General features: G+C 74.6%; 17 protein-coding genes. 13 read left to right on the top strand and 4 right to left on the bottom strand.

All coding sequences use genetic code 11. From position 1 onward, the window contains the following. The first annotated feature begins 104 nt into the window (after positions 1-104). A complete protein-coding gene (locus GTR02_RS04235; RefSeq protein ID WP_166606227.1) occupies positions 105-1,088 on the top strand; it encodes a 4-hydroxy-3-methylbut-2-enyl diphosphate reductase in 984 nt (327 codons plus the stop codon). Here the strand turns inward: GTR02_RS04235 and GTR02_RS04230 are convergent. Further along, positions 1,054-2,268 (bottom strand): DNA recombination protein RmuC, encoded by a 1,215-nt coding sequence (locus GTR02_RS04230; RefSeq protein WP_166606226.1) that lies wholly within the window; start codon positions 2,266-2,268, stop codon positions 1,054-1,056. The two genes, GTR02_RS04235 and GTR02_RS04230, sit on opposite strands and share 35 nt — an antisense overlap. A 142-nt stretch (positions 2,269-2,410) precedes the next feature. Here GTR02_RS04230 and ychF point away from each other — a divergent pair, with 142 nt between their 5' ends. The 9 genes from ychF (at position 2,411) to GTR02_RS04185 (ending at position 11,531) form a co-directional block, all read left to right on the top strand. Beyond that, positions 2,411-3,496, top strand: coding sequence for a redox-regulated ATPase YchF (gene ychF / locus GTR02_RS04225; protein WP_166606225.1), 1,086 nt, complete (start codon positions 2,411-2,413; stop codon positions 3,494-3,496). A gap of 350 nt (positions 3,497-3,846) precedes the next feature. Further along, positions 3,847-5,517, top strand: coding sequence for a peptide ABC transporter substrate-binding protein (locus GTR02_RS04220; protein ID WP_420814688.1), 1,671 nt, complete (start codon positions 3,847-3,849; stop codon positions 5,515-5,517). Positions 5,518-5,642: 125 nt separating this feature from the next. Continuing rightward, positions 5,643-6,569: an ABC transporter permease gene (locus GTR02_RS04215; protein ID WP_166606223.1), complete on the top strand. Its 927-nt coding sequence runs from the start codon at positions 5,643-5,645 to the stop codon at positions 6,567-6,569. Continuing rightward, complete coding sequence (locus tag GTR02_RS04210) at positions 6,562-7,509, top strand: ABC transporter permease (RefSeq protein WP_166606222.1); 948 nt, start codon at positions 6,562-6,564, stop codon at positions 7,507-7,509. The genes GTR02_RS04215 and GTR02_RS04210 overlap by 8 nt, the downstream gene beginning before the upstream one ends. Continuing rightward, the gene (locus GTR02_RS04205) at positions 7,506-9,257 is read left to right on the top strand and encodes a dipeptide ABC transporter ATP-binding protein (RefSeq protein WP_166606221.1); all 1,752 of its coding nucleotides are present in this window, start codon (positions 7,506-7,508) and stop codon (positions 9,255-9,257) included. The genes GTR02_RS04210 and GTR02_RS04205 overlap by 4 nt, the downstream gene beginning before the upstream one ends. A 161-nt stretch (positions 9,258-9,418) precedes the next feature. Then, positions 9,419-9,598 (top strand): hypothetical protein, encoded by a 180-nt coding sequence (locus tag GTR02_RS04200; RefSeq protein ID WP_166606220.1) that lies wholly within the window; start codon positions 9,419-9,421, stop codon positions 9,596-9,598. A 181-nt stretch (positions 9,599-9,779) separates the two neighbouring features. Then, the gene (locus GTR02_RS04195; protein WP_205708600.1) at positions 9,780-10,421 is read left to right on the top strand and encodes a DUF3105 domain-containing protein; all 642 of its coding nucleotides are present in this window, start codon (positions 9,780-9,782) and stop codon (positions 10,419-10,421) included. 4 nt (positions 10,422-10,425) lie between these two features. Then, a complete protein-coding gene (locus GTR02_RS04190) occupies positions 10,426-11,061 on the top strand; it encodes a DUF305 domain-containing protein (RefSeq protein WP_166606219.1) in 636 nt (211 codons plus the stop codon). Then, complete coding sequence (locus GTR02_RS04185; RefSeq protein WP_338073562.1) at positions 11,058-11,531, top strand: NUDIX domain-containing protein; 474 nt, start codon at positions 11,058-11,060, stop codon at positions 11,529-11,531. The genes GTR02_RS04190 and GTR02_RS04185 overlap by 4 nt, the downstream gene beginning before the upstream one ends. A 9-nt stretch (positions 11,532-11,540) precedes the next feature. Here the strand turns inward: GTR02_RS04185 and GTR02_RS04180 are convergent, their stop codons facing one another. Further along, complete coding sequence (locus GTR02_RS04180) at positions 11,541-13,070, bottom strand: BCCT family transporter (protein ID WP_338073561.1); 1,530 nt, start codon at positions 13,068-13,070, stop codon at positions 11,541-11,543. A 295-nt stretch (positions 13,071-13,365) separates the two neighbouring features. Between GTR02_RS04180 and typA the strand changes: the two genes are divergently transcribed. From typA to GTR02_RS04165, 3 genes are all read left to right on the top strand, one after another. Beyond that, positions 13,366-15,258, top strand: a complete 1,893-nt coding sequence (gene typA / locus GTR02_RS04175) for a translational GTPase TypA (protein WP_166606218.1) — start codon at positions 13,366-13,368, stop codon at positions 15,256-15,258. Positions 15,259-15,385: 127 nt separating this feature from the next. Next, a complete protein-coding gene (gene mshB, locus GTR02_RS04170) occupies positions 15,386-16,474 on the top strand; it encodes an N-acetyl-1-D-myo-inositol-2-amino-2-deoxy-alpha-D-glucopyranoside deacetylase (protein ID WP_205708598.1) in 1,089 nt (362 codons plus the stop codon). Between the two features lie 181 nt (positions 16,475-16,655). Next, positions 16,656-18,692 carry an AAA family ATPase gene (locus GTR02_RS04165; protein ID WP_166606217.1) on the top strand — a complete coding sequence of 679 codons (2,037 nt, stop codon included), beginning with the start codon at positions 16,656-16,658 and terminating at the stop codon, positions 18,690-18,692. Between the two features lie 46 nt (positions 18,693-18,738). Here the strand turns inward: GTR02_RS04165 and GTR02_RS04160 are convergent, their stop codons facing one another. Together GTR02_RS04160 and GTR02_RS24165 are read right to left on the bottom strand one after the other, a co-directional pair. Further along, positions 18,739-20,931 carry an alpha-galactosidase gene (locus tag GTR02_RS04160; RefSeq protein ID WP_205708597.1) on the bottom strand — a complete coding sequence of 731 codons (2,193 nt, stop codon included), beginning with the start codon at positions 20,929-20,931 and terminating at the stop codon, positions 18,739-18,741. Positions 20,932-21,025: 94 nt separating this feature from the next. After that, positions 21,026-22,072, bottom strand: coding sequence for a GNAT family N-acetyltransferase (locus GTR02_RS24165; RefSeq protein ID WP_166606216.1), 1,047 nt, complete (start codon positions 22,070-22,072; stop codon positions 21,026-21,028). Between the last annotated feature and the right edge of the window lie 82 nt (positions 22,073-22,154).

Here is a 22,154-nt window from a genome sequence, read left to right as displayed (position 1 = left end):
GCGGCGGGCCCCTGCACGGCCACCTCGCGCACCTCGAAGCGCACCGCGGGCCAGCGCGGCCGCACACCAGGCCGACGACGGCCGGCAGGAACGGCAGCGGCCGCTTGCGGGCGTGGGACGGCGGCAAGCGCGTCCTCCTGGCGGCTCCCCGCGGCTACTGCGCGGGCGTCGACCGCGCCGTCGTCGCGGTCGAGAAGGCGCTCGACCTCTACGGCGCGCCCGTCTACGTGCGCAAGGAGATCGTCCACAACAAGCACGTCGTGCGCACGCTCGAGGAGCGGGGGGCCGTCTTCGTCGACGAGACCAGCGCCGTCCCCGAGGGCGAGACGGTGGTGTTCTCCGCCCACGGCGTGAGCCCGGCGGTGCGCGAGGAGGCCGACGCGCGCTCGCTGAAGACCATCGACGCGACGTGCCCGCTGGTCACCAAGGTCCACCGCGAGGCCACCCGCTTCGCCAAGCAGGACTACGAGATCCTCCTCATCGGCCACGAGGGGCACGAGGAGGTCGAGGGGACCGCGGGCGAGGCGCCCGAGCACATCACCATCGTCGACTCCCCGGCGGCGGCCGACACGGTCGTCGTCGCCGATCCCGACCACCTCGTGTGGCTGTCCCAGACGACGCTCAGCGTCGACGAGACGATGGAGACGGTCCGGCGGCTGCGGGAGCGGTTCCCGAACCTGCAGGACCCGCCCAGCGACGACATCTGCTACGCCACGCAGAACCGCCAGGTGGCCGTCAAGAAGATCGCGCCCGAGGCCGACCTCGTCATCGTCGTCGGCTCGGCGAACTCGTCGAACTCCGTGCGGCTGGTCGAGGTGGCGCTCGAGGCCGGCGCGCGCTCGTCCCACCGCGTCGACACGGCCTCCGAGGTCGAGGACGCCTGGTTCGACGGCGTGACCACGGTCGGCGTCACGTCGGGCGCGTCCGTGCCCGAGGTGCTGGTGCGCGACGTCCTCGCCGACCTCGCGCGGCGCGGCTACGGCACGGTCGAGGAGGTCACGACGGCCCAGGAGGACCTCGTGTTCTCGCTGCCGACGGACCTGCGCAAGGACATCAAGCGCCGCCGGCTGCCCGTGACGCCCGTCTGATCGGGACGGCCCCCTCCCCGGCGCCGTGACCGTCGTCGCCGTCCCCGAGCAGCTCGGGGGCGGTGAGCGGGCGCACGGCGTCCTCGAGCGGGCCCACCGCGGGCAGCTCCTCGTCGGCCAGGTCCAGCTCGCGGATCCGGCGGGCGGAGACGAGCACGCGGCGCTCCAGCGTGCCGACGAAGCGGTTGTAGTCCTCCACCGCGCGGTGCAGGGACCGCCCGAGGTTGGCGGTGTGGCCGCCGAGGGTCCCCAGCCGCTCGTACAGCTCCCGCCCCACCGTGAACAGCTCCCGCGCGTTCCCCGCGACGGCGTCCTGCTGCCAGGTCAGGGCCACCGTGCGCAGCAGCGCGAGCAGCGTCGTGGGGGTCGCGAGCACGACCCGCCGCGACATCGCGTGCTCGAGCAGCGTCGGGTCGGCCTCGCACGCCGCGGCGAGGAAGGCCTCACCGGGGATGAAGCACACGACGACGTCGGGGGAGTCCTCGACGGCGCTCGCGTACTCCTTGGCGGCCAGCGCGTCGACGTGACCGCGCAGCGCCCGCGCGTGGGCGGTCAGCTGCGCCCGGCGCCCCAGGTCGTCGGCCGCCTCGCCCGCGCGCAGGAAGGCGGCGAGGGGGGCCTTGGCGTCGACCACGACGTGCTTGCCGCCGGGCAGGGTGACGACCAGGTCCGGGCGCACCGCGCGCCCGGAGCGGGTCGTCAGCGGCACCTGCTCGGCGAAGTCGACGCGGTCGAGCATCCCGGCGTGCTCCACGACGCGGCGCAGCTGCACCTCGCCCCACGAGCCGCGCGAGCTGGAGGCCCGCAGCGCGCCGGCGAGGCTCGCGGTCTCCGAGCGCAGCGCCTCCGAGCCCGCCTGGACCGCCAGCAGCTGCTCGGAGAGCCGGGCGTACTGGGCCACGCGGTCCCGCTCGAGCGTGGCCACCTGGTGCTCGACGCGCCCCAGCGAGGCCGCGACGGGGTCGAGGACCGCGCTCAGGCGGCGCTCCTGGCCGGCGCGGTCCTCCAGCTCCCCGACGCGCGCGCGCAGCAGGTCCCGCTCGGCGCGCAGCGCGGCGCCCTCGGGGGCGGCCGCGGCCCGCAGGCCCCAGCGCGCGACGAGGGCCCCCAGCGCGGCGCCGAGCAGCAGGGTGCCCAGCAGCAGGGTCGCCAGCGCGAGCAGGGAGGTGCGGACGTCCATGCCGCGGACTGTGCCAGCCGCCGCCGACAGGCCCCGCGCGACACGGCGGCCTCGCCCGGGCCCGGCGCGGACGCGGGCGACGCGGGCGGGCGGACGCGGCGCGGCAGGCCCGGCCGCGCCGCGCGGGTAGGGTCCTGTACCCGTGGCCCTCACCATCGGCATCGTCGGACTGCCCAACGTCGGCAAGTCCACCCTCTTCAACGCGCTCACGAAGAACGACGTGCTCGCCGCGAACTACCCGTTCGCGACGATCGAGCCCAACGTGGGGATCGTGCCGCTGCCGGACGAGCGCCTCGGCCGGCTCGCGGAGCTGCACTCCAGCGAGAAGGTCGTCCCGGCCGTCGTGTCCTTCGTCGACATCGCCGGCATCGTCAAGGGCGCCAGCGAGGGCGAGGGCCTGGGCAACAAGTTCCTCGCCACCATCCGCGAGGCGGACGCCATCTGCCAGGTGACCCGCGCCTTCGCCGACCCCGACGTCGTGCACGTCGCGGGCGCGGTCGACCCGGCCGACGACATCGCCACGGTGCACACCGAGCTCGTGCTCGCGGACATGCAGACCCTGGAGCGCGCCGTGCCCCGCCTGGAGAAGGAGGTCAAGGGCAAGAAGGCCGACCCGGCCGTGCTCAGGGCCGCCGTCGCCGCCCAGGCCGTGCTGGACGACGGGCGCACCCTCTACGCGGCCACGGCGAAGGACGACGTCGACGTGCCCCTGCTCAAGGAGCTGGGGCTGCTGACGACCAAGCCCTTCATCTACGTCTTCAACGTGGACGAGACCGTGCTGACCGACGAGGCCCGCAAGGACGAGCTGCGCGCGATCGTCGCCCCCGCCGAGGCCGTCTTCCTCGACGCCAAGCTGGAGTCGGAGCTCGTGGAGCTGGAGCCCGACGAGGCGGCCGAGCTGCTCGCGAGCGTCGGGCAGACCGAGTCGGGCCTGGACCAGCTGGCCCGCGTGGGCTTCGCGACGCTGGGCCTGCAGACCTACCTGACGGCCGGCCCCAAGGAGTCGCGCGCCTGGACCATCCGCCGGGGCTGGACCGCCCCGCAGGCCGCGGGCGTCATCCACACCGACTTCCAGCGCGGCTTCATCAAGGCCGAGGTCGTCAGCTTCGACGACCTCGTCGCGGCGGGCTCGATGGCCGAGGCCAAGGCGCAGGGGAAGGTCCGCATCGAGGGCAAGGAGTACGTCATGGCCGACGGGGACGTGGTCGAGTTCCGCTTCAACGTCTGAGCGCAGCCTGGTGACGACTGGTGACCGCCTGGGGACGTGCGCAGGGAGACCGGACCGCAACACGTTCGTCACCTGTTGCCCTGGGCGATTGTGTACCGTGCGCGAACGGCCTTCACAGCCCGCGACCCCGCACGCCCGCGGTCCTCGGGGGTCCGGTGGGCCGGTGACGCGCCGGGAACCAGGGCGCCGAGACGGGCCGGACCAGTGTTGGTGAAGTGTTAGCGTTCTGCCCGATCGTTCTAGGTGGACATCCTGCCTGGCAGGAGTCCCCACGCCTGGTCATCGTGACCATGCTGACGTGCCACAGGAGGAGTTCCACCTTGAGCAGCTTCCAGACGGACGGCAAGCCCCTGCGCATCGGCCGGGTCGGCGGCCCGGTCCTCTCCCGCCGCGACGGTCTGAGGGGCGCCCTCGGCGCCGCGGCCCTGCTCGCGCTCAGCGCGTGCGGCGGCAACGACGAGGAGCCCTCGGGTGGCGCCTCCAGCAGCGGCGGCACCTCGACCGAGCCCGTCACCGCGTGGGGCGGTGAGCCGCAGAACCCGCTGGTGCCCACGAACACCAACGAGACCAGCGGCGGCAAGATCCTCGACGCGATCTTCGCGGGTCTGGTCTTCTACCAGGCCGACGGCAAGCCCGTGAACGACGTGGCCGAGTCGATCGACTCGACCGACGCGCAGAACTACACGATCAAGATCAAGGCCGGCCAGACGTTCTCGGACGGCACCCCGGTCACCGCGAGCTCGTTCGTGGACGCCTGGAACTACGGCGCGCTGGTCACCAACGCCCAGCTGAGCAGCTACTTCTTCGAGCCGATCCAGGGCTACGCCGAGGTCAACACCGAGCCGCCGACCGCGCAGACCATGTCCGGCCTCAAGGTCGTCGACGACACCACCTTCACGGTCGCGCTGACCCAGCCGGAGTCCGACTTCCCGCTGCGGCTGGGCTACTCGGCCTTCTACCCGCTGCCCGCCTCGGCCCTCACCGACATCAAGGCCTTCGGCGAGAACCCGGTCGGCAACGGCCCGTACAAGCTCGCGCAGACCGGGGCCTGGAAGCACAACGAGCGCATCGACCTCGTCGTGAACGACACCTACACCGGCGGCCGCAAGGCGAAGAACGGTGGTCTCAACATCATCTTCTACGCCAGCCTGGACACGGCGTACTCCGACCTGCAGTCGGGCAACCTCGACACCCTCGACCAGGTGCCGGACAGCGCGCTCGCGACCTTCGAGTCCGACCTGGGCGACCGGGCCGTCAACCAGCCGGCCGCCGTCTTCCAGTCGTTCACGATCCCGCAGGGGCTCGCCAACTTCCAGGGCGACGAGGGCAAGCTGCGTCGTCAGGCGATCTCCTACGCCATCGACCGGCCCTCCATCTGCAAGGCCGTCTTCCAGGACACCCGCACGCCGGCCAAGGACTTCACGTCCCCCGTCATCGCCGGGTACTCCGAGTCCATCCCGGGCAACGAGGTCCTCGCCTTCGACGCGGCCAAGGCCAAGGCCCTGTGGGCGCAGGCCGAGGCGATCGCGCCCTACACGGGCACGTTCACCATCGGCTACAACTCCGACGGCGGGCACCAGACCTGGGTCGACGCCACGACCGCGAGCATCCGCCAGACGCTGGGGATCCAGGCCGAGGGCGCGCCGTACGCGACGTTCGCGCAGCTGCGCTCCGACGTCACCGACCGCACGATCAAGGGTGCGTTCCGGACGGGCTGGCAGGCCGACTACCCCGGCCTGTACAACTTCCTCGCGCCCATCTACGCGACCGGTGCGGGCTCGAACGACGGCGACTACTCCAACCCCGCCTTCGACGCGCTGCTGAAGCAGGCCGCCGCCGAGACGGACGCCGAGGCCTCGCAGAAGCTGCTGCAGCAGGCGCAGGAGATCCTGTTCCAGGACCTCCCGGCCATCCCCCTCTGGTACTCCAACGCCTCCGGCGGGTACGGGGAGGGCGTCGCCGACGTCAAGTTCGGCTGGAACAGCGTCCCGATCTACGACGCGATCACCAAGCAGGCCTGACCAGGGCCTGCACGACGGGGGTGGGTCGGCCTGACGGTCGGCCCACCCCCGCCGCGTGAGCGCCTGTCGCCCGCGCGGTCGAGGAAGCGGACGGGTCCGACGGACCCCGTCGGAGGAGGCCAAGGATGGGTTTCTACATCGGGCGGCGCTTGCTGCAGATGATCCCCGTGTTCGTCGGCGCGACGCTGCTGATCTACGCGATGGTCTTCCTGCTCCCGGGTGACCCGATCGCCGCGCTGTTCGGGGACAAGCCCGTGAACCCGGGCGTCGCCGCCCAGCTGCGGGCGCAGTACCACCTGGACCAGCCGTTCCTGATCCAGTACCTGCTCTTCCTCAAGGGCGTCTTCACCCTCGACCTGGGGAACACCTTCTCGGGGCAGCCCGTCATCGACGTGATGGCGCGGGCGTTCCCCGTCACCATCCGCCTGACCGTCGTGGCCATCATCGTCGAGGCCGTGCTCGGGATCGTGGTCGGCCTGCTGGCCGGGCTGCGCCGCGGCGGGTGGTTCGACTCCCTGTCGCTGTTCGCGTCGCTGCTCGTCATCGCGGTCCCGATCTTCGTCATCGGGTTCGTCGCGCGCTACGTCTTCGCCGAGAAGCTGCAGTGGATCAAGGCCTCGGTGGGCCCGGACCCCACCTGGGGCCAGCTCATCATTCCGGGCATCGTCCTCGGGTCTGTGTCCTTCGCCTACGTCCTGCGGCTCACGCGGAACTCGGTCGCGGAGAACCTCACGGCCGACCACGTGCGCACCGCGACGGCGAAGGGGCTGACGCCCGGCCGCGTCCTGTCGGTGCACGTGCTGCGCAACTCCCTGATCCCGGTCGTCACGTTCCTGGGCACCGACGTCGGCGGCCTGATGGCCGGCGCGGTCGTCACGGAGGGCATCTTCAACATCCCCGGGGTCGGCGGCACGCTGTACCAGGCGATCATCCGGACCGAGGGCGCGACGGTCGTCGCCTTCGTCACCGTGCTGGTGGTCATCTACCTGGTGGTCAACCTCCTCGTCGACCTCCTGTACGCCGTCCTCGACCCCAGGATCCGCTATGTCTGACACCACCGTGCGTCCCGGCCAGGAGCACTTCGTCGCGCCGCTGGAGGAGACCCCGCTGCGGGCCGTCGACGCCGTCGACGACTCCGCACCCCCGTCGAGCCAGTGGGGCGAGGCCTGGCGGCAGCTGCGGCGCCGTCCGCTGTTCTGGGCGTCGGTCGTGCTGATCGCGCTGGTCGTCGTCGTCGCGGCCGTCCCGTCGCTGTTCACCTCGACGGACCCGCGCTTCCAGACCCTGGCCGACAGCCTGGGCGACCCGCGCGAGGGCCACCCCTTCGGGTTCACGCGCCTCGGCGAGGACGTCTACGCCCGCACGATCTACGGCGCGCGCGCCTCGGTCGTCGTGGGGCTGCTGTCCACGGTCATCGTCACCATCGTCGGCGGGGTCGTCGGCGCGGTCGCCGGGTACTACGGCGGCATCTGGGACGCGCTCCTGTCGCGCATCTCGGACATCTTCTTCGCGGTGCCGCTGGTCCTCGGGGCGATCGTCCTCATCACCTCGCTGCAGTCGCGCTCGACGCTGACGGTCTCGCTGGTGCTCTCGCTCTTCGCGTGGCCGCAGACGGCCCGCATCATGCGCGGATCGGTGCTCCAGACGCGCAGCGCGGAGTTCGTGACGGCGGCCCGGGCGCTGGGGCTGAGCCGGGTCCAGGTGCTCGTCCGGCACGTCGTGCCGAACGCGCTCGGACCGGTCATCGTCATCGCGACGATCTCGCTCGGCACGTTCATCGCGGCCGAGGCGACGCTGAGCTACCTCGGCGTCGGCCTGCCCTCCAGCATCGTCTCCTGGGGTGGCGACATCAGCGCCGCGCAGACCTCCCTGCGCAGCGCCCCGCAGGTGCTGTTCTGGCCGGCCGGCGCGCTGTCGATCACCGTCCTCAGCTTCATCATGCTCGGCGACGTCGTGCGCGACGCCCTGGACCCGAAGGCGCGGACCCGATGAGCCCCCGAGACACCACCGCGAGGGACGCCGCCGCCACGGGCACCCCGCTGCTGCAGGTCCGGGACCTGCACGTGGACTTCCGCTCCAACGGCCGCGACGTCCACGCCGTCCGCGGCGCGAGCCTCACGGTCCACGCGGGCCAGACGGTCGCGATCGTGGGCGAGTCCGGCTCCGGCAAGTCCACGACCGCGCAGGCCGTCATCGGCCTGCTGCCCGGGACCGGCCGCGTCACGCGCGGCGAGGTCCTGCTCGACGGGCGCGACATCGCCCACGCCAGCCGCCGGGAGTTCGTCGGGCTGCGCGGCTCCTCGATCGGCATGGTCCCGCAGGACCCGATGTCGAACCTGAACCCGGTCTGGACCGTCGGGTTCCAGGTGCGGGAGGCCCTGCGCGCCAACGGTCTCGACAAGGGCGTGTCGGCCAAGGCGCGCGCCGCCGAGCTGCTCAAGGAGGCGGGCCTGGGCGACGCCGAGCGCCGGGCCAAGCAGTTCCCCCACGAGTTCTCGGGCGGGATGCGCCAGCGCGCGCTCATCGCGATCGGCCTGGCCTCGCGGCCGAGGCTGCTGATCGCCGACGAGCCGACCTCCGCGCTGGACGTGACCGTGCAGCGGCAGATCCTGGACCACCTCGAGTCCCTGACCACCTCGCTCGGCACCGCGGTGCTCCTCATCACCCACGACCTGGGGCTCGCGGCGGAGCGCGCCGAGCACCTCGTCGTCATGTACAAGGGCCAGGTCGTCGAGTCGGGACCGGCGCTGGAGATCCTGCAGCGCCCGCAGCACCCCTACACGCAGCGGCTCGTCGCGGCGGCGCCGTCGCTGGCCTCGCGCCGGCTGGAGTCGTCGGTGGTCCGCGCGGGCATCGTGCGCCAGGCGGAGAAGGCCGCGGTCGAGGCGCACGAGATCACGGTGGCCGAGGCCGTCGCGGACCTGCCGGACACGGAGCGGGCGACGCAGGACGTCATCCGCGTCGAGAACCTGACGAAGGTCTTCACGATCCGCGGGGCAGGGCCCCGCGGCGAGAAGCTGCGGGCCGTGGACGACGTGAGCTTCGCGGTGCGCCGCGGCACCACCACGGCGATCGTGGGGGAGTCCGGGTCGGGCAAGTCGACCGTGGCGCAGATGGTCCTCAACCTCATCCCCGTCACCGAGGGCCGCGTCACCTTCGACGGCGTCGACATCACGACCCTGGACAAGCGCCAGGCGTTCGACTTCCGGCGCCGCGTGCAGCCGATCTTCCAAAACCCCTACGCGTCGCTGGACCCGACCTACAGCATCTACCGCGTCGTCGAGGAACCCCTGCGGGTGCACGGCATCGGGGACGCGAAGTCGCGCGAGGCCCGGGTCCGGGACCTGCTCGAGAAGGTCGCGCTCCCCGCGTCGTCCATGCGGCGCTTCCCCAACGAGCTGTCCGGCGGGCAGCGCCAGCGGGTCGCGATCGCCCGCGCGCTGGCGCTGCACCCCGAGGTCGTCGTGTGCGACGAGGCCGTCAGCGCGCTCGACGTGCTGGTGCAGGGCCAGATCCTCACGCTGCTCAACGACCTGCAGGCGGAGCTGGGGCTGACGTACCTGTTCATCACCCACGACCTCGCGGTCGTGCGGCAGATCGCCGACGACGTCGTCGTGATGCAGAACGGCAAGGTCGTCGAGGCCGCCCCGACCGACCAGGTCTTCGAGGCGCCCCGGCAGGACTACACGAGGGCGCTGCTCGAGGCGATCCCCGGCGGGAGCATCGAGCTCGGGGCCTGAGTCCCGAACCGGGCGGCCCCGGCCGCGGCGACGCCGCGGCCGGGGCCGCCCGGTCAGCCGACGGGCACTCGCGCCCGACCCGCACGGGCGCCGCACCCCGGGCCCGCGGACCCGTCGCGCCGGACGTGCCGTCACACAGCGTGCGGGCGTACGGTGGGGCGATGGTCATCGTCATCGAGGCTGTGGCACTCGCCGTCGTCGTGGCGGTCGTCGTCGTCATGGTGCGGCTGAGCCCGCGCCGGCGGATGCAGCGCACCGCGGAGGGGCTCACGGGTGAGCGCGTCCGGGGTCTGGACCGTCCCGCCGCGCCGGCCACCCGGCACCACCACCACCGCCGCTGAGCCACCGCGCCCGGACCACCCGGGCGGGCGGCCCCGGTGGCGGCGCTGGACCGCCCTGGGGCGGACGCGGCGTGGCGCAGGTCACCCGGCCGCCGCGTGAACCCGTGGGCACGCCCGGTCGTTGCAGACTGGGAGCGCACCGTCCCGTCCGGGGCGCTGCCGGGAGCACGAGAGGGAGTCGATGGCCGACACGCAGGACGAGCGCACCGCGGGCGCCGGCAGCAGCCGGCAGGAGCGGGCCGCACGCGTCGCGGCGATGCAGCGGTCGGAGAAGAAGCGCGCGCGCCGGCGCCGGGCCCTGCTCATCGCGATCCCGACCGCGGTCGTGCTGGGCGTCGGGACGGGTGTGACGGCCGTGCTCGCCAACCAGCCGGGGCCGCCCTCGCTCGCCGCGGTGAAGACCTTCACCTACGAGCCGTCCCTGCACACGAGCGCGCCGGTGGCCTACACGGAGAACCCGCCCGTGGGCGGCCAGCACGACCCGACCTGGCTGAACTGCGGGATCTACGACGCGCCCGTGCGCAGCGAGAACGCCGTGCACTCGATGGAGCACGGGGCCGTGTGGATCACCTACCGCCCCGACCTGCCGGCGGAGCAGGTCGAGGCGCTGCGGGAGGAGGTGGAGGGCGAGCCGTACACGCTGCTCTCGCCCTACCCGGGCCTGCCGTCGCCGGTCGTGCTCTCCGCCTGGAACACGCAGCTGCCCGTGACCGACGCCGAGGACCCGCGCGTCGGGGCCTTCCTCGCGAAGTACGTCCAGGGGGCGCAGACCCCGGAGCCCGGGGCGCTGTGCACCAACGGCACCGGGACGCCGACGGGCTGACGCGGTGACCGCGCGCCGCGTCCTGGTCCTCCTCGTCAGCCTGCTCGCCGTGCTGGCCGCGGGCACCGCCCTCGGCCGGGCCCTGCCCACGGCCCCCGGCGAGCAGTCCGTCGACGTGGGCTTCGCCCGGGACATGTCCACCCACCACGCCCAGGCCGTGGCCATGGCCTTCGACGCGCTCCAGACGGCGCCCACGCCGGAGGTCCGTCAGCTGGCGCTCGACATGGTCGGCACCCAGCAGAACCAGGTGGGTCGCCTCCAGCAGCTGCTCGTCGTGTGGGGGCGCCCGCTCGCGGGCAGCACACCCGTCATGGGGTGGATGACCGGTACCGACGCCCACGACCGGCACCTGGCGGCGCAGGCGTCGACCGGCTCCACGCTCATGCCGGGCATGGCGACCGGGGCCGAGCTCGCGCGCCTGCAGAGCGAGGACGGCGCGGTCTTCGAGGTCCACTTCCTGCAGCTCGTCCTGCGCCACCACCAGGGCGGCATCGAGATGGCCGAGGTCGGCGCCGACCGCGCGACGACCCCCGAGGTGCGCGACCTGGCGCGGGCGATCGCCGCGAGCCAGGAGGGTGAGGTCGCCGTGCTGACCGAGCTGCTGGCCGACCGCGGCGCGCAGCCGCTGCCCGCACCGTGACCGGTGGGCCCGCCCTGCGCCTGGTCGTGGGGGCGGCGATCGTCGACGACCTCGCCCGGCCGCGCCGGCTGCTCGCCGCCCGGCGCAGCGCCCCGCCGGCCCTGGCCGGCCGGTGGGAGCTGCCGGGGGGCAAGGTGGAACCGGGGGAGGCGCCCGAGGACGCCCTGCACCGCGAGCTCGCCGAGGAGCTGGGCGTGGTGGTGCGGCTCGGCGCGGAGGTGCCCGCCGCGACGGCCGCGGGCTGGCCGCTGGGCGGCGACCTCGTCATGCGCGTGTGGTGGGCGCGGCTCGTGCGCGGGACCCCGGCGCCGCTGCAGGACCACGACGAGCTGCGCTGGCTCCCCCCGGGCGGGTGGGCGGACGTCGACTGGCTCCCCGGGGACGTGCCGCTCGTGGCGGCGATGGCCGCCGGGGCCGCACGTCGCGCCGACACCGACGACGACGTGCGGGAGGCCCGGCCCCGGCCGTGAGCGGGTGGCTCAGCGGCCGCGCTGCCCCGAGCGGTCCCCGTCGCGCAGGTCGACGGAGCGCCGCTCGGACCGGCGGCGCTCGACCGCCTCGCCGGCGCGGAGGTCCTTCACGAGGGCGACGCACAGGCCGACCATCACGACGAGGAAGGGCGCCGCCACGATGATGGCGACGTTCTTCAGCGCAGCGATCCCGCCCCCGTCGGCGCCCCCGACCCACAGGAGCGCGGCGGCCGTCAGGCCCGTCAGCACGGCCCACGTCACGGTCGTCCAGCGCGGCGGGTCGTCAGCGCCGTGCGACGTCAGCGAGCCCATGACGATGCTCGCGGAGTCGGCGCTCGTCACGAAGTACACGACGATCATCACCATCACCAGCACGCTGCTGAACGACGACAGGGGCAGGCCGGCCAGCAGGGTGAAGAACTGGCTCTCCTGCGCGGTGATCGCGGCGATGTCGGTGCGGCCGGACATCTGGGCGCGCAGCGCGGTGCCGCCCAGCACGCTGAACCACACCAGCGCGATCGCGGTCGGGGCGGCGACGACCCCGACGACGAACTCCCGGACGGTGCGCCCGCGCGAGATGCGCGCGAGGAACGTGCCGACGAAGGGGGCCCAGGACATCCACCAGGCCCAGTAGAAGATCGTCCACGCCGACAGCCAGTCCTGGCCGCCGTAGGCACCCGTGCGGAAGGAGATGCTGGGCAGGGCCGCCAGGTAGTTGCCTGCGGTGGACGGGATCAGGCCCAGGATGAACACCGTGGGGCCGACGACGAAGAGGAACAGCAGCAGGACGAGCGACAGCACCATGTTGGTGTTCGACAGCCACTTGACGCCGCGCTGCAGGCCGCTCGAGGCGGACACCACGAAGCACGCGGTCAGCAGCAGCACGATGACGACCTGGGTCGTGGGGGTGATGTCGACGCCGAACACCTGGTCGAGGCCCCCGTTGATCTGCGCGGCGCCCAGTCCGAGCGAGGTGGCGGTGCCGAACAGGGTCGCGAAGACGGCGAGGACGTCGATCAGCCGGGCACCCCCGGCCCGGCCCCGCAGCAGCGGCGCGAAGGGCGCCGAGAACCCACCCGTGCGGCCCTTGCGGTACCAGGCGTGGGCCAGCGCGAGCCCGACCACGGCGTAGATGGCCCACGGGTGCAGCGCCCAGTGGAACATCGAGTACGTCATCGCGGACTGCTCGGCGGCTTCGGTGAAGGGCTCGGTGCCGGACTCCGGCGGCGTCCCGAGGTGCGAGACCGGCTCGCTGACGCCGTAGAACAGCAGGCCGATGCCCATGCCGGCGCTGAACATCATCGCGAACCAGGAGACCGTCGAGAACTCCGGGCGCTCGTCGTCGCGCCCGAGCCGGGTGCGCCCGTGGCGGGACAGGGCCAGCCAGGCGGAGAAGGCCACGAAGCCGGTCGCGGCCAGGACGAAGGCCCAGCCGAAGGCGCCCGTGAGCCAGGCCAGGACGTCGCCGGAGACCTGCGAGAACCGGTCGGGCAGGAGCAGGCCCAGGGCGAGGAAGACGACGACGGCGGCCGCGCTCACGCCGAAGACCACCCTGTCGACGCGGGGGCGCGCGGCTGCCGCGGCGCGGCCGCCCGGCGGCGACGACGGGGAGGAGGAGGGGTTCCGGTGGTGCGGACATGCCCGCCAGGGTGGCACGCACGGGACGCCCCGCACCCCGATCAGGGGTCGCCGCACGGCTCCTGCCGGACATCGTCGCAGGTCAGCGCCGTGCCGACGCGCTCGACGGCCCGGCTGCCGCGCCCCGGGAGGTAGGCTGGGGCGAACCACCCCCGTGACACCCGTCGACACCCTCTCCCGCGGAGCGAGCACCCCCATGCCCTTGAGCACCCGTGACGACCTGCGCAACGTCGCGATCGTCGCCCACGTCGACCACGGCAAGACCACCCTCGTCGACGCGATGCTCTGGCAGTCCGGCGCCTTCCGCGCCAACGCCGACGTCGCCGACCGCGTCATGGACTCCGGTGACCTCGAGCGCGAGAAGGGCATCACGATCCTCGCGAAGAACACCTCGGTCCGCTACACCGGCCCGGGGTCGCCCGAGGGCGGCATGACCATCAACATCATCGACACCCCGGGCCACGCCGACTTCGGTGGCGAGGTCGAGCGCGGGCTGAGCATGGTCGACGGCGTCGTCCTGCTGGTCGACGCCTCCGAGGGCCCGCTGCCGCAGACCCGCTTCGTGCTGCGCAAGGCCCTCGCGGCCGGGATGCCCGTCGTGATCCTCGTCAACAAGGTCGACCGGCCCGACGCCCGCATCGCGGCCGTCGTGGAGGAGAGCATCGACCTGCTGCTCGACCTCGGTTCCGACGTCGAGGGCATCGACGTCGACAAGCTGCTCGCGGTCCCCGTCGTCTACGCCTCGGCGAAGAACGGCCGCGCCTCGCTGAACCAGCCCGAGGACGGTGGCCTGCCGGACGCCGAGGACCTCGTCCCGCTGTTCCAGACGATCATCGACACGATCCCGGCGCCGGTCTACGACCCCGAGACCCCGCTGCAGGCGCACGTCACCAACCTCGACGCCTCGCCCTTCCTCGGCCGCCTCGCGCTGCTGCGGATCTTCTCGGGCGAGCTCGTCAAGGGTCAGCAGGTCGCGTGGTGCAAGCACGACGGGACGATCGAGCGCGTCAAGGTCACCGAGCTGCTCGTGACCGAGGCCGTCACCCGCGTGCCCGGCGAGAAGGCCGGCCCGGGCGACATCGTCGCCGTCGCCGGCATCGAGGGCATCACCATCGGCGAGACGCTCGCCGACCCGGAGGACCCGCGCCCGCTGCCGCTCATCACGGTCGACGAGCCCGCCATCTCCATGACGATCGGCATCAACACCTCGCCGATGGCCGGCCGCGTCAAGGGCGCCAAGGTCACGGCGCGCCTCGTGAAGGACCGGCTGGAGAAGGAGCTGGTCGGCAACGTGTCGATCCGCGTCCTGCCCACCGAGCGCCCCGACGCCTGGGAGGTGCAGGGCCGCGGTGAGCTGGCGCTGGCCATCCTCGTCGAGCAGATGCGCCGCGAGGGCTACGAGCTCACCGTCGGCAAGCCGCAGGTGGTGCTGCGCAAGGACGAGGCCGGCAAGGTCCTCGAACCCTTCGAGAACCTGACGATCGACTCCCCCGAGGAGTACCTGGGCGCCATCACGCAGCTGCTCGCGGCGCGCAAGGGCCGCATGGAGACGATGACGAACCACGGCACCGGCTGGGTGCGCATGGAGTTCTACGTCCCCTCGCGCGGGCTCATCGGGTTCCGCACCGAGTTCCTCACCGACACCCGAGGCACCGGCATCGCGCACGCGCTGTTCGCGAAGTACGACCACTGGGCGGGCGACATCCGCACCCGCAACTCGGGTTCGCTCGTCGCCGACCGCGCCGGTGCCGCCACCGCGTTCGCGATGACGAACCTGCAGGAGCGCGGGCAGATGTTCATCGAGCCGACGGCCGAGGTCTACGAGGGCATGATCGTCGGGGAGAACTCCCGCGCCGACGACATGGACGTGAACATCACCAAGGAGAAGAAGCTCTCCAACATGCGGTCGTCGACCTCCGACGAGTTCGAGCGCCTCGTGCCCCCGCGGCACCTCTCGCTGGAGCAGTCGCTGGAGTTCTGCCGCGAGGACGAGTGCGTCGAGGTGACCCCGGAGGCCGTGCGCATCCGCAAGGTCGAGCTCGCGGCCAGCGCGCGGGCCAAGGGGTCCGCGAAGGCCCGCCGGGCCTGACCTCCCCCCGCGGCGGCCCACCGCCGCCTCACGGACCCCCGGTGCCCCGGCCCCGGGGGTCCGTCGCGTCCGGGGTCCACCCGGGCGCGGTGGACGGGTGGGCGCGGTGGACGGGCAGGATGGGCCCATGACGACTCTGCCTGGACCGTCCGAGGACCCCGGTGCGGCACCCGTGCTGCCGGGCGAGACCGCCGGCGCGGGGACCGCGTCGCACGACGCGCTGGAGGCGGCCGCCGACCTCGTCGACGACGTCGCGGGGGAGCTGGACCCGGCCGGGCTGGAGTCGATGGAGCGCCTCGACCAGCCCCGCCGGCTGCTCTTCGTGCACGCCCACCCCGACGACGAGACCATCGGCACGGGCGGCACCATGGCCCGCTACGCGCAGGCCGGCGCGTCGGTGACGCTCCTGACCGCGACGCGCGGCGAGCTGGGCGACGTCGTCCCCGCCGAGCTGGCGCACCTGGGCCCCGACGAGCTCGCCGAGCACCGCACGCGGGAGCTGGCGACCGCGATGGAGGCCCTCGGCGTCGAGGACCACCGCTTCCTCGCCCGCCGCGACGGCTCCGGCTACCGCGACTCCGGCATGGTCTGGCTGCGACCCGGCCAGGCCGCCGTGGGCGACGAGGTCGACCCGCGCTCGCTGGTGGCGGCCGACCCCGAGGAGGTCGCGCAGCGCATCGCCGACGTGGTCCGCGAGGTCCGCCCCCAGGTCGTCGTGACGTACGAACCGGGCGGCGGCTACGGCCACCCCGACCACGTCCGCGTCCACGAGGCCACGACGCGGGCGCTGGTCCTGGCCGCCGGTGAGGACCGCGAGCAGCCGGACGTCGTGCCGTGGGCGGTCGCGAAGGTCTACTGGAGCGTGCAGCCCGAGAGCCTGGCCCGCGCGGGCCTCGCGGCGCTGGCCGCGGCGGGTGCCCCGGGGGCGGCCGACCCCGAGGGGCCCCTGCCGAGCGCGGTCGTGCCCGACGCGGAGGTCACGACCGTCGTGGACGCGTCGGGGCAGATGGCCGCCAAGCTCGCGGCCCTGCGGGCGCACGCCACCCAGCTGACGCTCGACCTCGACGCCCCCGTGCCGGCGATGCGGCTCAGCAACGACGTGCCGCAGCCCCTGCAGCCGCTCGAGCACTACCGCCTGGCGCACGGCGTGCCCGGCGGGCCGTTCGACGCGGACGGCCGCGAGACCGACCTGTTCGCGGGGATCGCCCTGTCCTGACGCGCGGCGCCCGCCCGGAGCGGTCCCCGGAGTCGCGCAGCGTCGCGCGCGTTGCGCCACCCGGGTGAACCGCTCACCCGTCCTGGTCACGGACGGTCGATGTGGGGCGCACGCAGTGCGCCGGCAGGGTTGGGTGGGGCGCGGCCGGGTCCCTCGCGCGGCCGCGACGAGAGGAGCCGCCGTGGCCCAGCAGGTCAGCCCCTCCGAGGAGCAGGCCGCGGCGGGCGGCACGCCCGCGCCGCGCCGCCGCCGGGACGCGGCGGACGTGGGGCGCACGCGCGAGCGGCACCGTCGCCGCCGCACCCGCGTGCTGCTGCTGACCGTCCTCGCCGTCCTGCTCGTCGTCGACGTCCGCCTCGCCACGGGCGCCCCGCTGCTGCCGGCCCTGCCGCAGGTCGACCCGATCTACCTCATGTCGGGCCTGTTCTTCGCGGTGCTCATCGCCGTGCTGCTCGGCCAGACCCTCGTCGCCGGCCGCTCCCCGCACGTGCTCTACCGGCCCGAGCAGATCGACGTCGGCCTGGACGACGTCGTCGGCCTGGGCGCCGTGAAGGAGGACGTCGAGCGCAGCCTCGACCTGTTCCTCGCGGCCCGCAGCTTCCGCCGGGACATGGGCGGGCGCCCGCGCCGCGGCCTGCTGTTCGAGGGCCCGCCCGGCACCGGCAAGACGCACATGGCCAAGGCGATGGCCCGGGAGGCCGGGGTCCCGTTCCTCTTCGTCTCCGCGACCTCGTTCCAGTCGATGTGGTACGGCGCGACGGCCCGCAAGCTCCGCTCGTACTTCAAGGCGCTGCGCCGCGCCGCGCGCGCCGAGGGCGGCGCGATCGGGTTCATCGAGGAGATCGACGCGATCGCCGGGGCCCGCGGGGGCATGAACGCCGCGGTCGCCGCGCCCGGCCAGGCGTCCTCCGTCGTGTCCTGCGGCGGGCTCACGGGCCTCGTCAGCGTCGCCGCCGCGGCGGGGGTGCGCGTGGAGCGGGTCGCGACCAGCGAGGGCGCCAGCGGCGTCGTCAACGAGCTCCTCGTCCAGATGCAGTCCTTCGACGAACCCACCGGGTGGCAGTCGTTGCAGGGCAAGCTGTTCGACGCGGTCAACCGCTACCTGCCGGCCCACCGGCAGCTGCAGCGCAGCGCGGCGGAACCCGTCGAGGTGCTGCTCATCGCCGCGACGAACCGCGCCGACGCCCTCGACCCCGCGCTGCTGCGGCCCGGTCGCTTCGACCGCCGCCTCACGTTCGGCCTGCCCGACAAGCACGGCCGCCGCGACCTCGTCGACCACTTCCTGGCGCGCAAGTCCCACGACGCCGCGCTGGACACCGACGAGCGCCGCGACGCGCTCGCGGCGATCACGACGGGCTACAGCCCCGTGATGATCGAGAACCTCCTGGACGAGGCCCTCGTCAACGCGGTCCGCCGCGCGGCGCCCGGGATGTCCTGGACCGACCTCGAGCACGCCCGCCTCGTCACGGAGGTCGGCCTCGGCCAGCCCGTGGCGTACACCGACCACGAGCGCCGCCTGATCGCGACGCACGAGGCCGGGCACGCCGTCGTCGCGTGGCTCGTGGCGCCGCAGCGCCGGCTGGAGGTCCTCACGATCGTCAAGCGCGCCGACGCCCTGGGCCTGCTGGCGCACGGCGACACCGAGGACGTCTACACGCGCTCGCGCACCGAGCTGGCGGGGCTCGTCCAGATCGCGTTCGGCGGCCAGGTCGCCGAGGAGCTGTTCTTCGGCGACGTCTCCACGGGTCCCTCGGGCGACCTGCAGGCGGCCACGCAGACCGCGGCGCAGATGGTCGGCGCGGCCGGCATGGCGGGAACGCTGATCTCCTTCGCGGCCGTGCAGAACGGCGCGTTCGCCGACGGCAACCTCGTCTCGCGCGTGCTGGGCGACGCCGAGGGCCGCCGCATGGTCGAGGCGCTGCTGGTGGAGCAGAAGACGGCCGTGCAGGAGCTGCTGGGCCGCCACACCCACCTCGTCGCCGCCCTGCGCGACGCCCTCGTGACCCGCCACGAGCTCATCGGTGCCGAGATCACCGACGTCCTCGAGGCGGCCCGCGACCAGGCGGCGGCGGAACCGGCGGCGGCGGAACCGCCGCCGGCCGGACCGGTGTGGACGCAGGACGAGCTGCCGCGACCGGGGGACGACGCGGACGTCCCGCGCGTCGTGGACCTGCGCAGCGCGCCCGTCGGCGCCGACCCGCGGCCCGCGGGCGCCTGAGCGTCCGGGCCGCCCGCCCGCCGCAGCAGCAGCCGGGGGGCGCCCGTCAGGCCGGCGTCAGGCGCAGGCACCGCGCCGTGTACCCCGCGGCGGGCGCCTCGAGCGTGAGCACGCCCGCCGCCGCGTCCCACGCCCACGGCCAGCGCGGTAGCGCGACGGGGAACACGGGGGCGACGTCGAGGTCCCGGCCGCGCAGCGCGGGCAGCCGCAGGCGCGCCGGGGCGCCCGCGGGGCCGCGGTGCCACACGCTCAGCAGCGTCGAGCGCGGGCCCGTGAGCGCCAGTGCGACCCACGGGTCCTCCCACCCGGGCAGGCCCAGCGGCCAGGCGGGCACGGCCTCGACGAGGTCGCCCCGCAGCGCGCGGTGCGCCGCGACGGCCTCGTGCACCAGGGCCCGCTGCGCGTCGTCCATGCGCGGCAGGTGGCCCGAGACGTAGATCCGCGACAGCAGGCCCGTCACGAGGGTCGCCGCGACCTCCTCCGCGCCCATCCCGGGCTGCGGGTAGGCCCAGTTGGCGGCCTGCTCGGGCAGCACCGCCAGGGGAGCGGCGGCCGCCACGGGTGCGTAGCGCGGCGGGTCCTGCTGGTCGGAGGTCGACTGCAGCTGCAGCACGGACAGCAGCGCCCGGTCCGCGCGCATGGCCCCCGAGGAGCAGTTCTCCAGCACCAGCTCCGGGTGCCGGTCCAGCACGCCCGTCAGCCAGTCCAGGTGCGCGCGGTGGTGCCGCAGCAGCCCCGCGCCGGGGCTCACGCCGCCGCGGTCCGTGCCGGCGCCGGGGTTGACGTTGTAGTCCAGCTTGAAGAAGCCGACCCCGAAGTCGCCCACGAGCCGGTCCACGACCGCGTCGAGGTGCGCGCGGGCCGCGGGGTGCGCCAGGTCCAGGTGGTGGCGGCCGTGCTCGGTGAGCACGCGGCCGTGGCGCTGCCAGAACGCCTCGGGCGGCAGCGTGCCCGCGAGGGGGCTGCGCACGCCGACCACCTCGGGCTCCAGCCACAGCCCCACCACCATGCCGCGGGCCCGGACGTGGTCGGTGACCTCGCGCAGGCCCCCGGGGAAGCGCACCGTGGAGGGTTCCCAGGCGCCGACGGTGTCCCACCAGTCGCCCGTGTCGTCGTACCAGCCCGCGTCGATGCAGAACACCTCGGCGCCGGCGTCGGCGGCCGCGTCGACGAGGGGGAGCAGCTTCGCCGTGGTCGGGTCGCCCATCAGGGTGTTCATGTAGTCGTTGAAGACGACCGGCAGCGTCGTGTCGTCGGGGTGCGCGCGGCGCGTGGCGCGCCGGTGGCGGGTGAGCGCGGCGACGGCCGCGTCGAGGTCGGCGCCGACCGCGAGGACCGCGGGCACCGACGTCCAGCTCTCGCCGGGGGCGAGCGGCTGCGCCCAGGCGTGGTCGTCGTCGGTGGGCCCGGCGAGCGCGAGGTAGGCGCCCGCGGCGTCGTCGCCGACCTCCCAGCGCCAGCCCGCGCTGCTCGCGACCTCCCACAGCCACGTCGTGCCGTCGCCCGCGCTGAGCGCGCCGAGCGGGTGCGGCCCGCCGGTGGACCACGTGCCCTGCGAGCGCCGGACGAGCGCCTGGCGGCCCTCGCCGCCGTGCGCGCCGGCCGAGAGGTCCGCCAGGCCCGCCGCGCGCAGGGGCCGCCGCTGCCAGCGGCCCTCGCCGACCCAGTCCGAGACGCCGTCGAGCAGGACGAGGTCGTCCGCGGGCACGCCCGTGCCGGCCCCCGCGGGCTGCACCCGGCTCGCCCAGCTCGTCACCGACTGCAGGAGCACGTCCGCAGCGCCCGCGTTGGTGACGGTGACGACGCTGCTCAGCGCCGCGACGCCGTCGGGGGAGGTGAGCTCGACCCACACGGCGAGCCCGGACGCGGTGTCGCGCAGGTCCAGCCGCAGCCGGTGCGACCCGGCGGCGTCGCGGTCGCGCGCGGAGCCGACGAGCCGCAGCCGGGCCCCCACCGCGGTGCGCACGAGCCGCATCGAGGCGCGGGCCCGGCCGTGCCCGGCGGCCAGGAGCTCGACCAGCGGGACCGCGTCGAGGTCCGTCCCCGCCGCGGCGCCGGCCGGTGCGTCGTCGTGCTCGCCGCCGTCGGTGTCGTCAGGGCAGGGCGCGGCGAGGAGCCGCGTCACCGCGAGGGGGCCGTGCGCGGGCTGCGACAGCTCGAGCGTCAGCGCGCCGTGCCCCCACCGCAGCGTCTGCTCGCGGTCGTCCTCGGTGTGCTCGGCGGTGCGGCCCAGGGGCACGGGGGCGTCCTCTCGTCGTCGACCGGTCCCCGCCGATGATCGCGGCTGCCCACCGGGGTGGCCAGCCGTCCGGGCGCCGCGGACGCCCGCCGGCTCAGGGCGCGAGGCGGTAGTGGTACCCGTGGTGGACGGTGAAGCCCGCGGCCCCGTACAGCGCCCGCGCGCCCCCGTTGGCCTCGGCCACCTGCAGGTAGGCCGAGGTCGCGCCCGCGGCGCGGGCCCAGTCGGCCACCTCCGCGAGCACCCGGCGGGCGAGGCCCCGGCGGCGGTGGGAGGGGGCGACCTCCACCGCGCTCAGGCCGGCCCAGCCGGGCGACAGCGACCCGCGGGCCACCGCCACCGTGCGGTCGCCGTCGCGGACCCGGACGAAGACCTGCTCGTCGGCCGAGACGAGCACCGCCCGCCCCGCGGGGGGCACGGCCGCACCCCCGCGGTAGTGGTAGGCGCCGAGCCAGTCCTCGTCGGGTCGCGGCGTCCGGTCGAGCGTGCAGCCGGTGGGCAGCGGCACCTCGGTGGCCGCGGGCAGGTCGTCGACGGCGGCCGTCATGACGACGGTGGGGGTGTCGACGCGCCAGCCGCGGGCGGACAGCTCGTCGGCCAGCGGGGTCCCGGCGCCGAGGGTGCCCGCGGCGTGCACCACCGCGAACCGCGGCGGCAGCGACCGCCGCGCGTAGAAGGCCTCGACCCGGGCGAGCGCGTCGGCCAGGCCCGTGCCCGGCGCGCCCACCGCGAGGCAGGAGTTGGCGCGGCCCGTGAAGCCCTGCGCGGCCCGCAGCCACCACTCGCCCAGGCGCTCGCGCTCGAGCGGGCGCCAGTGCTCGGCCATCACGCGCTCGAGGTCGTCGGGGGCCACGGCGAGGTGCGGCGCCGCCCGGCGCCGCGGCGGCGGTGGGACGCCCTTGGCCGCGAGGACGTCCGCCCGCCGCACCACGACCGGACCGCGGCGCGTGCCGACGACGAGGTGCTCGGCGTCCGCGTCCAGGAGCTCGCCCAGCGCGTCGGCGGCCGAGCCGTCGGCCAGCCGGTGCCGCACGACGACGCGGGCGCCCACGACCAGCTCGTGCGGGCGCAGGACGAGCCGCGGCGCGAGGCCGCCGCCCGCACCGCCGTCGAGGCCGTCCGGCCCTGTCGACTCGGGCACAGGGCCCCCTCCTGCCTGTCGCGTTCCCGGGAGTCCGCGATACTAGGCGGGTGCGCCCGGGGGCCCGGGCGCAGCACCGTCG

Origin of the sequence: Kineococcus siccus (genome assembly GCF_009906795.1) — a bacterium.
GTDB lineage: Bacteria > Actinomycetota > Actinomycetes > Actinomycetales > Kineococcaceae > Kineococcus > Kineococcus siccus.
Note: the sequence above shows the minus strand (reverse complement) of the source record. Positions and strands in the feature narration are given on the sequence as shown.